This is a genomic window from Ruegeria sp. AH12 (assembly GCF_056541465.1).
In genome coordinates, this window is the sequence record NZ_JBQFYL010000001.1 from 388,404 (window position 1) to 403,246 (window position 14,843).

The 14,843-nt window shown below is 58.7% G+C and carries 18 protein-coding genes; 13 read left to right on the plus strand and 5 right to left on the minus strand.

Going from position 1 to position 14,843, the window contains the following annotated elements; all coding sequences use genetic code 11:
• Window positions 1-5: 5 nt before the first annotated feature.
• The gene (locus ACR0EL_RS02030) at window positions 6-1,613 is read right to left on the minus strand and encodes a peptide chain release factor 3 (protein WP_353006855.1); all 1,608 of its coding nucleotides are present in this window, start codon (window positions 1,611-1,613) and stop codon (window positions 6-8) included.
• Between the two features lie 110 nt (window positions 1,614-1,723).
• Here ACR0EL_RS02030 and ACR0EL_RS02035 point away from each other — a divergent pair, with 110 nt between their 5' ends.
• The 9 genes from ACR0EL_RS02035 (at window position 1,724) to ACR0EL_RS02075 (ending at window position 9,882) form a co-directional block, all read left to right on the plus strand.
• The gene (locus ACR0EL_RS02035) at window positions 1,724-2,086 is read left to right on the plus strand and encodes a SnoaL-like domain-containing protein (RefSeq protein WP_480497775.1); all 363 of its coding nucleotides are present in this window, start codon (window positions 1,724-1,726) and stop codon (window positions 2,084-2,086) included.
• A gap of 39 nt (window positions 2,087-2,125) precedes the next feature.
• Window positions 2,126-2,833 carry a hypothetical protein gene (locus tag ACR0EL_RS02040; RefSeq protein ID WP_480497777.1) on the plus strand — a complete coding sequence of 236 codons (708 nt, stop codon included), beginning with the start codon at window positions 2,126-2,128 and terminating at the stop codon, window positions 2,831-2,833.
• A gap of 55 nt (window positions 2,834-2,888) precedes the next feature.
• Window positions 2,889-3,668: an SDR family oxidoreductase gene (locus tag ACR0EL_RS02045; RefSeq protein WP_480497779.1), complete on the plus strand. Its 780-nt coding sequence runs from the start codon at window positions 2,889-2,891 to the stop codon at window positions 3,666-3,668.
• A gap of 2 nt (window positions 3,669-3,670) precedes the next feature.
• A complete protein-coding gene (locus ACR0EL_RS02050; RefSeq protein WP_480497780.1) occupies window positions 3,671-4,783 on the plus strand; it encodes a hypothetical protein in 1,113 nt (370 codons plus the stop codon).
• 96 nt (window positions 4,784-4,879) lie between these two features.
• Window positions 4,880-5,929: a methyltransferase domain-containing protein gene (locus ACR0EL_RS02055; RefSeq protein ID WP_480497781.1), complete on the plus strand. Its 1,050-nt coding sequence runs from the start codon at window positions 4,880-4,882 to the stop codon at window positions 5,927-5,929.
• Between the two features lie 121 nt (window positions 5,930-6,050).
• On the plus strand, window positions 6,051-7,094 hold the full coding sequence (locus tag ACR0EL_RS02060) for an ABC transporter ATP-binding protein (RefSeq protein WP_480497783.1): 1,044 nt from the start codon (window positions 6,051-6,053) through the stop codon (window positions 7,092-7,094).
• 112 nt (window positions 7,095-7,206) lie between these two features.
• Window positions 7,207-7,989, plus strand: coding sequence for a 5'/3'-nucleotidase SurE (gene surE / locus ACR0EL_RS02065; protein WP_353006869.1), 783 nt, complete (start codon window positions 7,207-7,209; stop codon window positions 7,987-7,989).
• The gene (locus tag ACR0EL_RS02070; protein WP_480497785.1) at window positions 7,986-8,636 is read left to right on the plus strand and encodes a protein-L-isoaspartate(D-aspartate) O-methyltransferase; all 651 of its coding nucleotides are present in this window, start codon (window positions 7,986-7,988) and stop codon (window positions 8,634-8,636) included. The genes surE and ACR0EL_RS02070 overlap by 4 nt, the downstream gene beginning before the upstream one ends.
• 64 nt (window positions 8,637-8,700) lie before the next feature.
• Window positions 8,701-9,882, plus strand: a complete 1,182-nt coding sequence (locus ACR0EL_RS02075) for a peptidoglycan DD-metalloendopeptidase family protein (protein WP_480497787.1) — start codon at window positions 8,701-8,703, stop codon at window positions 9,880-9,882.
• A gap of 63 nt (window positions 9,883-9,945) precedes the next feature.
• On the opposite strand, the gene ACR0EL_RS02080 is transcribed toward ACR0EL_RS02075, so the two are convergent.
• Entirely contained in the window at window positions 9,946-10,617 is a 672-nt protein-coding gene (locus ACR0EL_RS02080; protein ID WP_480497789.1) for a helix-turn-helix transcriptional regulator, read from the minus strand.
• A 21-nt stretch (window positions 10,618-10,638) separates the two neighbouring features.
• Window positions 10,639-10,944 (minus strand): hypothetical protein, encoded by a 306-nt coding sequence (locus ACR0EL_RS02085; protein WP_480497791.1) that lies wholly within the window; start codon window positions 10,942-10,944, stop codon window positions 10,639-10,641.
• 221 nt (window positions 10,945-11,165) lie between these two features.
• Here ACR0EL_RS02085 and ACR0EL_RS02090 point away from each other — a divergent pair, with 221 nt between their 5' ends.
• The 4 genes from ACR0EL_RS02090 to ACR0EL_RS02105 all read left to right on the plus strand — a co-directional run bounded on the left by ACR0EL_RS02090 (window position 11,166) and on the right by ACR0EL_RS02105 (window position 13,678).
• Window positions 11,166-11,381, plus strand: coding sequence for a twin-arginine translocase TatA/TatE family subunit (locus ACR0EL_RS02090; protein WP_170373887.1), 216 nt, complete (start codon window positions 11,166-11,168; stop codon window positions 11,379-11,381).
• A 6-nt stretch (window positions 11,382-11,387) separates the two neighbouring features.
• Window positions 11,388-11,846 (plus strand): Sec-independent protein translocase protein TatB, encoded by a 459-nt coding sequence (gene tatB / locus ACR0EL_RS02095; RefSeq protein WP_480497793.1) that lies wholly within the window; start codon window positions 11,388-11,390, stop codon window positions 11,844-11,846.
• Complete coding sequence (tatC, locus tag ACR0EL_RS02100) at window positions 11,843-12,718, plus strand: twin-arginine translocase subunit TatC (RefSeq protein WP_170530388.1); 876 nt, start codon at window positions 11,843-11,845, stop codon at window positions 12,716-12,718. Before tatB ends, tatC begins: the two co-directional genes overlap by 4 nt.
• 117 nt (window positions 12,719-12,835) lie before the next feature.
• Window positions 12,836-13,678 (plus strand): ATP-binding protein, encoded by an 843-nt coding sequence (locus ACR0EL_RS02105; RefSeq protein WP_480497795.1) that lies wholly within the window; start codon window positions 12,836-12,838, stop codon window positions 13,676-13,678.
• Between the two features lie 61 nt (window positions 13,679-13,739).
• On the opposite strand, the gene ACR0EL_RS02110 is transcribed toward ACR0EL_RS02105, so the two are convergent.
• On the minus strand, window positions 13,740-14,384 hold the full coding sequence (locus ACR0EL_RS02110) for an SDR family NAD(P)-dependent oxidoreductase (RefSeq protein ID WP_480497797.1): 645 nt from the start codon (window positions 14,382-14,384) through the stop codon (window positions 13,740-13,742).
• Between the two features lie 41 nt (window positions 14,385-14,425).
• Window positions 14,426-14,674: a hypothetical protein gene (locus ACR0EL_RS02115; RefSeq protein ID WP_353006886.1), complete on the minus strand. Its 249-nt coding sequence runs from the start codon at window positions 14,672-14,674 to the stop codon at window positions 14,426-14,428.
• Window positions 14,675-14,843: the final 169 nt, after the last annotated feature.

The window sequence follows — 14,843 nt, forward strand, 5'->3', positions numbered from 1 at the left end:
TTGCCTTAAACCATCATCTCTTTGGTGGCCGTCAGGTTCAGCGCCGGATAGTCACGCACGACGCGGTCAATATCCCATTGCAGGCGGGTCAGATAGACAATGTCGCCGTCGTGGTCATGAGCGATGTGCTGCTTGTTGGCGTTGACGAATTTCTCAACCTCGGCCTTCTCACCGCTGACCCAACGGGCCGAGGTGAACTGAGACGCCTCGAACCGAACCGGCAGGCCGTATTCCATCTCGATGCGGCTGGCGAGCACTTCAAACTGCAATGCGCCCACGACACCCACGATAAAGCCCGAGCCGATCGAGGGTTTGAACACCTTGGCTGCACCTTCTTCGGCAAACTGCATCAGGGCTTTTTCCAGATGCTTGGCCTTCATTGGATCGCCCGGACGGACGGTCTGCAGCAGTTCCGGCGCGAAGGACGGGATGCCGGTCACGCGGATCGCTTCGCCTTCGGTTAGCGTATCGCCAATGCGCAGTTGCCCGTGGTTCGGGATGCCGATGATGTCTCCGGCCCAGGCTTCTTCGGCCAGTTCCCGGTCGGATGCCAGAAACAGCACAGGGTTCGAGATCGCCATGGGCTTTTTTGACCGCACATGGGTCAGCTTCATGCCGCGTTTGAAATGCCCCGAGGCCATGCGTACAAAGGCCACACGGTCGCGGTGCTTGGGGTCCATATTGGCCTGAACCTTGAAGACAAACCCGGCGACCTTCTTTTCATCCGGGGAGATCTGGCGTGGCTCAGCCGATTGAACCTGCGGCTGCGGACCATAGGCGCCGATGCCCTCCATGAGCTCTTTCACTCCGAAGGAATTGATCGCAGAGCCGAACCAGATCGGGGTCATGTGCCCTTCCAGAACCGCTTGCGGATCGAGGGCAGGCAGCAATTCGCGCGCCATCTCGACCTCTTCCAGCAGTTTCTCAAGCAGATGTTCGGGCACGTGTTCGGCCAGTTTGGGATCGTCCAAACCATCGATCTGAATGCTCTCGGCCACTTTGTTGCGGTCGGCGCGGTCCATCAGTTCCAGCCGGTCGCGCAGCATGTCATAGCAGCCGATGAAGTCGCGACCCACGCCGATGGGCCATGCGGCGGGTGTGACGTCGATGGCCAGCATTTCCTGAATTTCGTCGATAATCTCGAACGTATCGCGGCTTTCGCGGTCCATCTTGTTACAAAAAGTCAGGATTGGCAGATCGCGCAGGCGGCAAACCTCGAACAGCTTCTGCGTCTGGCTTTCGACACCTTTTGCACCGTCGATCACCATCACAGCCGCATCCACGGCGGTCAGGGTGCGGTAAGTATCTTCCGAGAAGTCGCTATGACCGGGAGTGTCGACAAGATTGAACCGGAAGTCGCGATAGTCGAACGACATCGCCGAGGCGGACACCGAGATACCCCGATCCTTCTCCATCTGCATAAAATCCGAGCGTGTGCGCCGCGCCTCGCCTTTGGCGCGGACCTGACCGGCCATCTGGATCGCACCGCCGTACAGAAGGAACTTCTCGGTCAGCGTCGTTTTACCCGCATCCGGGTGCGAGATGATGGCGAATGTCCGACGACGAGCGATCTCGGGCGGCAGGGTAGGTTGGTTCGAAGCGGTATCAAGCATAAGCGCGCGTATAGGTGGGGAAACCTGCCGAGGCAAGACAAACGGGGTGGCACGAATCGGCTGCTTGTGGCAAAAAGAACAAATAGTGAACAAAATGATGGAGCTGACCGATGAATTTGAAAGATATTGCTGACGAACTGGTTGCAGGCTGCCGCGAGAACAGGGCTAAGGAAAATCTGACCAAGCTTTATGCGCCTGATGCCGTATCCATCGAAGCACAAGATATGCAAGGCATGGGCCGCGAAACGCAGGGCCTCGATGGCATTGGCGGCAAGCATGACTGGTGGGAAAACGTCCACGAGGTGTCGGGCGCGTCAGTGAGCGATCCATTCCTGCATGGTGAGGACCGTTTTGCCGTGATCTTCGAAGTTCAGGGCACAGTAAAGGAAACCGGTGAAAGCTTCGATATGCGTGAAGTGGCGATTTATCACGTCGCGAATGGAAAAATCGTGAGGGAGGAGTTTTTCTACTGACGCCGGGCGACATTTCTGATCTGTTTGAGCCGATTTTTATTGTTGCGTGCAGCAGCCCACTGGCTAAACAGATCAGATCATCAAGGACCGAGCCTGGAAATGAGCAGTGTTTTCAATAAACTGGCGATGGCATTCATGGCCGTTATCATATTCATTGCCCATCAATCAGATTTAGTTCTTGCCCATCCGGGTCACGGCCCTCCTGACCGACCGGGTTTATCGCGAGGTGGCTCGACCTCGGCGGGTTCTCAGCGGAATGGAAGTGATCGCGACAGGCTGATGACTAAGGCTCAGCGTCTTTCAGCGGATGCCGAGGATCTGGTGAAGAAAAGCGCTCTGTTGCAACGTCGGATTGCAACGGTCGACGCCCGTGTCACGAAATCTGCTCAGGCCTTTCAAAGCACCGGAGAGCTTAAGGACTCAGCGCGCAAACAGGTTTTGCGGTCGGTGCGTTCAGCTCGTCGCGCGACCGAGCAACTGATCAGTGAATTGGAATTGTTTCTGAAAGAGTACTCGGCAGACCTGACGCCAGATGTGCGCAATAGTCTGGATATGCGCCTTGCTCATCTGAATACCCGCGAGACTTATCTCGCCGATCATGAAGCGAAACTAGTTGACGTTGATGCATGTAGCAGCACGCAGTGTGCGGAAGTTGTGCAAAATCTGTATCAGCAGGGTGACTGGACAGGCGAGAGCGCTGAACTCAACGCACTGTCTGAGATACTGACATCGCTCGAAAAAGCGTGAGTCTTGTGCGCTGAATCTATGTGACACCGCTGGTCGATGCGAAAAGGGGAAGTGAATGGATCTGGGAATTCGAGGAAAACGTGCTTTGGTTTGTGCCAGCAGCAAGGGGTTGGGTCTGGGATGTGCCGAAGCTTTGGCCGAGGCCGGTGTCGATCTGGTGATGAATGCGCGCGGTGTCGATGCGTTGGAGGCCGAGGCTGCACGGTTGCGTTCTACATATGGCGTTGATGTACAGGTCGTCGCCTGTGATGTAACCACCTCGGAGGGGCAGGCTCAGGTGATCGACACGGCGCAAGGTGTTGATATTCTGGTCAACAATGCCGGGGGTCCTCCGCCCGGGATGTGGTCGGATTGGGACCGCGATGATTTCATCAAGGCGCTGGACGCAAATATGCTGACGCCGATTGCCTTCATGAAAGCGCTGTTGCCTGCGATGATGGACAAAGGCTGGGGCAGGGTGGTCAATATAACCTCGCAATCTGTGCGCGCACCGATTGCCGTGCTTGGCCTGTCGAATGCGGCGCGCACCGGTCTGACCGGCTACGTAGCGGGGACGGCACGGCAGGTGGCCCCTCATGGGATTAACATCAACAACCTGCTGCCGGGTATTCATGCAACGGATCGCGCAGATGCGCTCGACAGCGGCGTTGCCACACAGCAGAGTATTTCGATCGACGAAGCGCGGGCTGCGCGGGCTGCAACAATCCCGGCGCGTCGCTATGGCACGCGGGCAGAATTCGGCGCCACTTGCGCCTTTCTGTGCTCGCAACAGGCCGGGTTTATCGTTGGGCAGAACATCCTGCTGGATGGCGGCGCAACCAACTTGACGATGTAGCCATGTCACAAGGATATTCGCTGAAAGATCAGCTGTTTAATGATGAGAAAACCCTGTATCTGGCCGGGCTTTTTACCAAGGCGGAGCCGTCTTTTGATCCGGATGCCTTTCATGAGCAGGTGATGTCTCGCCTCACCGAGCTGGAGCTGAAAGAGCGCATGACTTGGATTGCAGAGTGCCTGCAATCGGCGCTGCCGGGAACACTGCCTGACGTCGCGCCCGTGATCCTGCGCGCGCTGCCACCGCCTTTGGACCCGACCAAAACGGATGATGATTTCGGGGATTTCATCTTTGCACCTTTGGGTGAATGGGTGGCCGCGATTGGGCTGGACGCGCCGGAGGATGCTCTGGACCTGTTTGAGGAACTGACCCAAAGGTTTTCAATGGAATGGGCGATCCGCCCATTCCTGAACCGCTGGCCTGATCTGGTTCTGAACCGGATGCAGGACTGGTGCGCACATGACAGCTATCATGTCCGCCGATTGGTCAGCGAAGGCACGCGACCACGCCTGCCTTGGGGGCAGGCGATTGGGTTGGAGCTGAATGATCCCATGCCTTTGCTTGATCGGTTGCATGGCGACAAAACACGCTATGTCACCCGCTCGGTTGCCAACCATCTGAACGATATCTCAAAGAAACAGCCCGATCTGGTCCTGGTGCAGCTTAAGGCCTGGCAAGGGGCGGGCAAGCAGAACGTGGATGAGCTGGACTGGATGATCGGACACACGCTGCGTGGCCTTGTGAAGGCTGGACATCCGGGCGCGATGGCCATGCTGGGCTATGATCCTGACGCCGAACTGGCCGTTACCATTGAACTACTGGCAGACGCGCGGATTGGAGAGGCGCTGGAGTTTTCCGTGGACCTGACAGGCCAGGGTACGCAGCCGGTTCTTGTGGATTATATCATTCACTTTCAGAGACCTGGAGGGAAAACTTCAGCCAAAGTGCACAAGCTGAAACAAGCTGCTTTGAAGGACGGGGCGTTGCGTTTGGAAAAGCGCCACAAGCTTAAAGCCAACGCGAGCACATTCCAGCTTGTCCCCGGTGCGCATCGGCTTGAGATTCAGGTGAATGGCAAGGTGCGGGCAGGTGTTGATTTCGACCTGCTGGGCTGAGACATCTCACAGTTTTGTCAAATCGGGCCGGGTGGATTGTCCGAGCCGAAAAGTTGCACTAGCTGCTAAGCAGATATCGAACAGAGGACATCCGCGATGAAGCATGAATCGGTGCAGAACTACTATGGCGAAGTGCTGCAAAGCAGTGCGGATTTGCAGACCAATGCCTGCTGCACCCCCGATGACATGCCGGATCATCTGAAGAAAATCCTTTCGAAGCTGCATGATGAAGTGCTGACCCGCTACTACGGCTGCGGCCTGATCGCGCCGCTTGACCTTGAGGGGATGCATATCCTTGATCTGGGTTGTGGCGCTGGCCGGGATGCCTATGCCTTGTCTGCGATGGTGGGTGAGAGCGGACGCGTGGTCGGCGTCGATATGACCCAAGAACAGCTGGATGTGGCTCGTGCGCATCAGGACTACCACGCCAAGGTCTTTGGCTATGCCACCGGCAATGTTGAATTCCACCACGGCTATATCGAAAAACTGGATGAGCTGGATCTGGAACCGGGCTCTTTCGATATCATCGTGTCGAACTGCGTGATCAATCTGGCGACTGATAAAGAGGCGGTTTTGCGCGGCGCGCATCGGTTGCTGAAAGAGGGTGGCGAGATGTACTTCTCGGACGTCTATGCGGATCGCCGTATCCCGCAAGCCATGGCCGAGGATGAGGTTCTCTATGGCGAATGCCTGTCCGGCGCTTTGTACTGGAACGACTTCCTATCGATCTCGCGCAAGGCGGGTTTTGGTGATCCGCGCCGTGTGACCCACCGCCCGCTGACCATCGAAAACCCGGTGCTCGAAGAACGCGTCGCCCCGCTGAACTTCCTGTCGGCCACCTATCGTCTGTTCAAACTGCCCGCGCTGGAGCCCGCATGCGAAGACTACGGTCAGGCCGTGATCTACAAGGGCACCATCCCCAACGCGCCCCATCTGTTCGAACTGGATGACCATCACGCCATCGAAACCGGCAAGGTCTTCCCGGTCTGCGGCAATACCTGGATGATGCTGAAAGATACCCGTTTTGCCCGCCATTTCGACTTTATCGGCGATTTCTCGACCCATTATGGCATTTTCGAAGGCTGTGGCGGTGAAAGCCCATTTGAAGCGATGGGGGCTGAGGCTACCGCCGGCGGCTGCTGCTGATCCCTTGCGCCCAAGGGGCGGGGTTGCTATCCCCGCCCAAGCCCGATGGTTTTGATCGGGAAAGGTTACGGGGTCATCGGTGACAGCAGACGCAATTTCTCCTCGTTTGGAAATTCGCAACATGACCCGCCGGTTCGACGGGCGGGTTGTAGTGGATGACGTCTCGCTCACCGTACAGGCGGGGCAGGTGACTTGCCTGCTTGGGCCATCGGGTTGCGGCAAATCTACCACGCTGCGGATGATTGCCGGGGTCGAGATGCAGGATGCAGGCGAAATCTACGTCGATGGCACACTGATCTGCGATACCGTGTTTCGCGTGCCGCCGGAACGGCGCGAAATTGGCCTGATGTTTCAAGACTTTGCGCTATTCCCTCATCTGAGCGTCGCCAATAATGTGGCCTTTGGCCTGACCGGCAGCAAAGACCAGAAACGCGCCCGCGTCGAAGAGCTGCTGCGCAAGGTCGATCTGATGCGCTTCATCGATGGCTTCCCGCATCAACTTTCGGGTGGTGAGCAGCAAAGGGTCGCATTGGCCCGTGCGCTTGCGCCGCGCCCCCGGATCATGCTGATGGACGAGCCATTTTCCGGCCTCGACAACCGGTTGCGTGATGGTATTCGCGATGAAACCCTGGCGATCCTGAAAGAGGAAGACGCCGCGGTATTGCTGGTCACACATGAGCCCGAAGAAGCAATGCGGATGGCGGATGAGATCGCGCTCATGCGCCGGGGCAAGATCGTACAACAGGGCGCGCCCTACAACGTTTACACCCGGCCCGCGGATAAAGAGGCGGTGGCCTTCTTTAGCGATGTCAATGTCTTGCGGTCCAATGTGAACGGCGCCCTGGCAGAAACACCGTTTGGCCAGTTCCTGGCCCCTGGCATTCCCGACGGGACGGAGGTTGAGATCGTGTTTCGCCCGCAGCACATCAAGCTGGATTTCGACCGCAATGGCAAAGGCCCATCGCCCACGCCCACTGAAGGGATTGCCGCGCGCGGCGTTGTCGAACGTGCCCGCTTTTTAGGCAATGAAAGCCTGGTCGAGTTTCGCATGGACTATGACGGTTCGATCCTCAAAGCCACAGTGCCCAATGTGTTTGTTCCCAGTCCGGGGCGGGTCATGTGGCTGACGATCCGCCGCGATCGCTGCTTCGTTTTCCCGCTCTGACGCTCAGTTTCCGTCTAAGTGGTGCGCGAAAGCCTCAGATTGCGTGCGCGCCTTGCTTGCCGCAACGCAAGGGCGGGTCTATCAAGGGCGAAACGTGGGGATGATCGGGCAGATGCGTATACTTTTAACCAATGATGACGGGATCAACGCGCCGGGTCTGACGGTGCTTGAGGCGATTGCAGCAGAAGTGGCAGGGCCGGATGGCGAGGTCTGGGTCGTGGCCCCCGCATTCGAGCAATCGGGCGTTGGACATTGCATCAGCTATACGCATCCGACCATGGTGGCCAAGCTGGGCGAGCGTCGCTATGCCGCCGAAGGCTCGCCTGCGGATTGCGTATTGGCCGGTTTGTATGACGTGATGAAGGACGCGCCGCCTGACCTGGTGCTGTCTGGCGTCAACCGGGGCAATAACTCGGCCGAGAATACCGTCTATTCCGGCACAATCGGTGGCGCGATGGAGGCCGCTTTGCAGGGTGTGCCCGCGATTGCATTGTCGCAATACAATGGCCCGCGCAACCGGAATCTGGCCGATCCGTTTGAGGCCGCCGTACGACACGGCACCGATGTGGTGCGCAAGATTTTGGCGGCCAATCCTGCGGATCAGACGGATTACCGGTTGTTTTACAATGTGAATTTCCCGCCCGTTCCTGCGGATGAGGTTCTGGGTGTTCAGGTCTGTGCCCAAGGGTTCAGACGCGAGACACGCCATACGGTTGAGCCACAGACATCACCTTCGGGTCGGCGTTTTCTGTGGGTCCGGGGTGGGCCGCAGGACAAACCGACCGAGCCGGGTACGGACGCGGCGGCCAATCTGGCCGGATATATCTCGGTCACTCCGATGCGGGCGGATCTGACCGCCTATGATGCGTTAGAGGCGTTGAAGTCGATCGAATGAGCGGACTGGACCCCGAAATCGTCATGCAATTCCTGTTTGCCCTGCGCAAACGGGGGGTGACGGACGCGCGTGTGCTGGCTGCGATGGAGCAAGTGGATCGGGGCCGCTTTGTCACCGGGCTGTTCGCGGATCGTGCCTATGAGGATATGCCACTGCCCATCGCCTGTGGTCAGACGATCAGCCAGCCCTCGGTCGTGGGGCTGATGACTCAGGCGCTGGATGTGCGCCCACGCGATACGGTTCTGGAGGTCGGGACAGGCTCGGGCTATCAGGCGGCGGTTCTGTCGAAACTGGCCCGACGGGTCTATACGGTTGAACGCCACAGGCGGCTGGTGAACGAAACCGGCCAGCTGTTTCGCGAGATGGGATTGACCAATGTGACCGCGATGCTGTCGGATGGGTCCTTTGGTTTGCCCGAACAAGCCCCCTTTGATCGGATCATTGTGACAGCCGCGGCAGAGGACCCTCCGGGACCGCTCTTGGCGCAGCTCAAAATCGGGGGTATTATGGTGTTACCCGTAGGACAGTCGGATGCGGTGCAGCAGTTGATCAAGGTCACGCGCACCGAGGATGGTCTGGACTATAACGAATTGTCGTCCGTCCGTTTCGTACCCCTGCTTGAGGGGCTCGGGAAGGATGAGACATAACAGGTATTGAAAGTTTGGTCACCGGAACCCCGGAAAACAGGGGCAGGTGTTGAGGGCAAACGTGATGAGAGCAGTTTCCAAATCGGCAATGCGCCGTTGTGCGACCGGGGTGGCGGCACTGGCCATATTGGCCGGGTGCGAAGGACCACTGGATTATGACCTGCGCGGTCAGATTGGCGGGTTTTCGACCACAGGGGCGGCGCAATCCGCCACCGCCAGTCGCCCGAAGCCCGATGCGCGTGGTGTCATCACCTATCCGAATTATCAGGTGGCTGTGGCCCGACGCGGCGATACCGTCCGCGATGTGGCTGCCCGAGTGGGGCTGCCCGAGAGTGAGCTGTCACGGTTCAACGGCCTGCAAACCACCGACACGCTGCGCGAGGGTGAGATCCTCGCGCTGCCGCGTTCGGTTGGTGCGGCCAGCGGGGTAGATATCGCCTCGATTGCCGGGTCCGCCATCGATCAGGCCCCCGAAACGGGCGGCGTGCAGACTACAACACTGGAACCTGCCAAACCGGCGGCAGCCCCGGCACCAACGCCGACCGGGCCCGAACCAATTCAGCATAAGGTGAAGCGGGGCGAGACGGCCTATACGATTTCGCGTCTGTACCAAGTACCTGTTGAATCGCTGGCCGAGTGGAACGGGCTGGGTCCGGATTTCGCAATCCGCGAAGGTCAGTACCTTCTTATCCCGGTCAAGAACCAGCCAGCTCCGCGCGGGGCCGCTCCGGCAGCGCCTGCGGCGGGTGCGACTAACGTTACGCAGCCAGGTGAAGGCTCCCCAACCCCAACGCCCCCGAGCGCCACGCAACCCTTGCCGGACGAACAGGTCGAACCCCGCAGCGAAGCACCGGAGGCCCCTGATGTGACAGCAGAGGCCCCCAGCAACGCAAGCCGCTCCGCATTGGCCTTGCCGGTGACGGGCAAAACCATTCGGACCTATGAGAAGGGCAAGAACGAGGGCATCGACATCGCAGCTGCGCCGGGCACGCCAGTAAAGGCCGCCGATGCCGGAACCGTTGCTGCGATCACTGCGGATGCGGATCAGGTGCCGATCATTGTGATCAAACACAAGAATGACTTGCTGACCGTCTATGCCAATGTCGACGATATCACGGTTAAGAAAGGTGACCGGGTCAAGCGTGGACAACAGATTGCCGCGTTGCGAGGCGGGGACAACGCTTATGTGCATTTCGAGGTCCGCAAAGGGTTTGAGTCGGTCGACCCAGAGCCCTATCTGCAGTGATCCAAATGGCCCGTACCGGGCCATGCCTCCCGCAGGGATATTTTTAGCCAGATGAAGCTGGGATCACGCCTGGGGGTCGTAGTCGCTAAGCCGTTTGCCGGGTTCATCCGTGAAAAGTTCGGGCTGGGGCGTGACCGTTTCGATCAGGTCGATGCGGAAAACGCGAAAGCCATCGCGCAGCTCGCACCAGGCGGTCAGCGTCCAGACGCGGCCCCAGTATTCCATATGCAGGGGGCGGATCGTGCGGTCGGTCAACGTGCCGTCGATACGGCGATAGGACAGGTGCAGTTTCTGACGTGATTTGATCGCAGCACGGATGGGGGCCATATGGGCCAAACCGCGTGCGGCGTCGGCAAAAGGGTAGACGGCGAATTTCCAGGCATCGGCCTCGGCTACGACCTGTGTGGGCAGCACGGCGTCGATTTTTTCGGCAAGGGACTCGGCTGCGGCCTTGAGATCCGGGTCGGCGGCCTCGGCGACGATGGCCATGCCGAGGTTCAGCGCCTCCAGCTCGGACGGGGTCAGGTTCAAAGGGGGCAGGGTGATCTGCTCGCGCACCATATAGCCCATGCCGCGCTCACCCTCGACCGGTACGCCAGAAGCCACCAGCGTGTCCATATCGCGGTAGATCGTGCGGACCGACACCTCAAGCCGGTCCGCGATGTCCTGCGCACGGTGCAATTTGCCGTCGCGCAGGATCTGGATGATATCGAACAGGCGATCAGTGCGGCGCATGGCGCGCCATTCTGACCGCGACTAGGCGGTCATGTTCCATAGTACATTCTCATGCCGCATCTGTAGGCTGTCTGGGTTAATGGCTGCCATCAGGGCGGGGGCAAATTCCTGTTCCGGGAATTGCGCAGCAGCGTTTTGCGCTGCCTGCATATCCTGCCAGACTACATAGTCGGTCCAACGCCCGTCATCGCCCTGGCTGAGTTGGCGATGGGCAAATCCGGGGGCCGCGCGCACGAAGGATTCGGTGGATTGGCTAAGCGCGACGAACGCCTCGGGCGAGGTGCCGTCGTTCAAGGTGAAAGTGACGATTTCTGCGACATGGGTCATGTGAGTCTCCGTTGACCAGGTTGCGATATCGCTGTTGTAGTCACGTACAACTGACATAAACCTGTCAGTTGTGAAAGGCGAGCCTTGTAAAATCGTATGTTTGGACCGGATTCTGGAGGCGCTACCGTGAAAGCCCCCTTTTTGTGATGGGGGTTTGGGGCATAAACACAAGACCAGATCATATTCCCGGCGTGCTGCGCCGACGTTAAAGGAGAAGAAACATGCTCAATAATATCGGCCTTCCCGGCCTTCTGCTGATTGCTGTTGTGGTGCTGGTGCTGTTTGGTCGTGGCAAGATCAGCTCGCTGATGGGCGAAGTTGGCAAAGGCATCACGTCGTTCAAGAAAGGCGTCAAGGAAGGCGCAGACGAGCTGGAGCAGGATGCAGCCGAAGTTGCCAAGGACGTCACACCGGAAACCGAAAAAGACAAGGTCTAAGCGCAGATGTTTGATCTGGGCTGGACCGAGCTTCTGGTCATCGGCATCGTTGCGCTGATCGTGGTAGGCCCCAAGGACCTGCCGGTGTTGTTTCGCAATGTTGGCCGCTGGGTTGGCAAGGCCCGCGGTATGGCGCGCGAGTTCAGCAGCGCGATGAACGAAGCCGCTGACCAGGCAGGCGTGAACGAGATCAAAAAGGGTTTGAATGCTGCCGCCAATCCGGTGAATACCGCAATGGATGGTGTGAAACAGGCGGCTCAGGATTTGGGTAAGAGCATCGATCCCACCAAGTTCGATCCTGAGAGCGAAACCGGCAAGTTGGCCGCTGAACGGGCCGAACAAGCCAAGAAGATTCAGGCAACAAGCGCGCGCGCGACGGCCGAACGCAAAGCCAAAGAAGCCGCAGATGCTTTGGCCAAGGCCGAAGAGGCCGAAGCCGCTTTGAAGACTGAAAGCAAGACATGAGCAAGACTGACGAAATCGAAGACAGCTCGGCCCCATTGATCGAGCATTTGGCCGAGCTTCGCACACGTCTGATCCACTGCGTTGTGGCGTTTCTGATCGGTATGATCATCTGCTTCACGGTGGCCACGCCGATCTTCAATTTCCTGACGCACCCGTTGTGCGAGGTGCTTAATGAGCGCGGACAGGATTGCGGGCTGATTTTTATCTCGCCGCAGGAAGGCTTCTTTGTTGCCATCAAGGTTTCGCTGTTGGGCGGGTTCATCCTGGCCTTTCCCTATATCGGAATGCAGATGTGGCGGTTCGTTGCTCCTGGGCTCTACCGAACCGAAAAGAACGCGTTTTTGCCGTTCATGATCGCGTCGCCGTTCATGTTCCTTCTGGGTGCAAGTTTTGCGTTCTACGTCGTGACGCCGCTGGCGTATGATTTCTTTCTAGGCTTCCAGCAGTTCGGAGCTGAGGGCGAGGCCGTAACCGATGGAGCGACAGCCGCACCGCTCAGCGTTGTGTTCCAGGGCTCGGCGCAGGAATACCTGAACCTGACAATCAAGTTCATCGTGGCCTTTGGTCTTTGCTTCCAACTGCCCGTATTGCTGACTTTGATGGGTAAAGCAGGATTGGTCAGCGCCGAAGGGCTTGGCTCCGTCCGCAAATATGCGGTCGTCGCAATCTTGGTGCTCGCGGCGCTGGTCACGCCCCCTGACGTTATCACTCAGGTTATATTGTTCGTTGTGGTCTATGGTCTCTACGAGATATCGATCTTCCTTGTCGCACGGGTCGAGAAGAAGCGCGAAGAACAGCTGCGCGCGGATGGTTACTATGATGACGAGGCTGATGCGGATGAGGAGATCATCCAGGAGGAAGAGGGCAAATAACCCGCTCTGAAGGCAAAGATAGGCGCGCCGGGCTCGGCGCGCCTTTTTCGTTTGAGGCCCTTGTTGCATCGCTCGGATCATGGTTTGACAACGCCACAGCAAGATCCGGAGGCCCCGATGGATGATCAAGCCCTGAACCGCATCGCCGACGCGCTGGACCGCATGGCCCCTGCGCCCTTGGCCGCCCCGGATTTCAACGCGGCCCCCGCCTTTGTCTGGCATGTCGGCCCGGATCGGTTAGAGCCTGTCACACAAGTCAACCGGGTCGATCTGAACCTGCTGGTCGGGATCAACCGCTCCCGCGATACGTTGCTGGACAATACCCGTCGCTTTGCCGAGGGCTTCAAAGCCAACAACGCGCTGCTTTGGGGTGCGCGTGGAATGGGGAAATCCAGTCTGGTGAAGGCCGTGCACGGCACGCTTCAGGATGATCACCCAGACTTGAAACTGGTCGAGCTGCAACGTGAAGACATGGGCTCGGTCGCGCGCCTGTTGAACCACCTGCGTGCTGCACCGCACCGCTTCATCTTGTTCTGCGATGACCTGTCGTTCAGCCACGATGACCAGCACTATAAATCGCTTAAGGCCGTGCTGGATGGCGGCATCGAAGGCAGACCTGAAAACGTAGTGTTCTACGCCACTTCAAACCGCCGCCACTTGATGCCGCGGGATATGATTGAAAACGAACGTTCCAGCGCCATCAACCCGTCGGAAGCAGTTGAAGAAAAGGTCTCCCTTTCTGACCGGTTCGGCCTGTGGTTGGGCTTCCACCCGTGCGATCAGGATGAATACCTGGCCATGATCGACCGCTACTGCGGTGCCTACGGGGTTTCAGTCGACCCGGAAACCCTGCGTGCCGAAGCCATCGAATGGCAGGCCACCCGAGGCGCGCGCTCGGGCCGCGTCGCTTGGCAATTCTTCGTCGATCTGGCAGGGCGCAACGGCGTTCATATCGCCTGATCCCAGCTTCATTTGGCTAAAAATATCCCCGCCGGAGGCATCGCCTAAAAGGGCCATTTCCTTAAAGCAGCGCCACAATCCGCGCAGCCTCATCCGAGGTGCTGGTCAAAACATCCCGATCTTCACCGGGATGAAACCGGGCCCGTACGGCGGTGGGCATCGGCGCAGGTTCCACGATGGAAACGCGCGGCCCGGTGCGTTCGGTCTCGACCTGCCAGCTGCGGGCCAGCGCCATTTGCGCGGCTTTGGTAGCCCCGTAGATGCCATAGAACTTCTCGCCCGCTTTGGGGTCGTCGAAGAACACCGCATGACCCGTTTCGCCCAGCAAAGGCGTCACATAGGGGATCAGGACCGAAGTGGCATTGGCGTTGGTGTTCATCGCCTTGGCCCATTCTTCCGGGTCGACAAAATGCGCGGGCGTCAGGGCCGAGCTATGGACGGCTGTGTGCAGCCACAGATCCACTTTGCCCCAGCGATCATGTATGCCCCGGCATAGGGTGGCCATGGCATTGGGATCGGTGATGTCCATTGGTGCCAGGGTGGCAGATCCGCCTTTTACCTTGATCCGGTCGTCCAGCTCTTCTAGCCCACCGGTGGTGCGGGCGACGGCGACGATATGATATTCGGGGGCCAGCGCCTCGGCCAGGGCTGCGCCCAGCCCGCGAGAGGCCCCGGTGATGAGGGCGATTTTGGTCTGATCGGTCATGGCTGCGGTTTGGACCCCATCGTGCAGGCCGTCAAGAGGCGTCAGCCTCCAGGGATCGCGATCCGCCGGGTCTGGCCGCTTTGTCGCAGCATCACGCCGTGCTCGTCGATGGCCACGATGGTACCCGACCCAACGCGGCTGCCGGTTTTCACTTCTTTGACGCGACCCGAGGACATTCGCATCAGCGCGCGCAAATCCGCCTTGGGACCAAATATCCCAAGCACAGACACAGAGTTTTTCTTCAGCGCGCCTTTTTGCGTTGCCGCGCCTTTAACGGTGGCATTGGACATAAGCTGCGGTCGGGTAGGACCCAGACCCCTTTGGTGAGTGGTAGCAGCGGGTTGGTTAACAAAGGCCAAAAAGGAACAAAAGACTGCCGCAGCGTCGCATGGCCTGACCTAAAACTCAGGGTTTGCGAAGTCTTTGCATTCGTTGCGATTTCGGGATCACGCTCGTGTG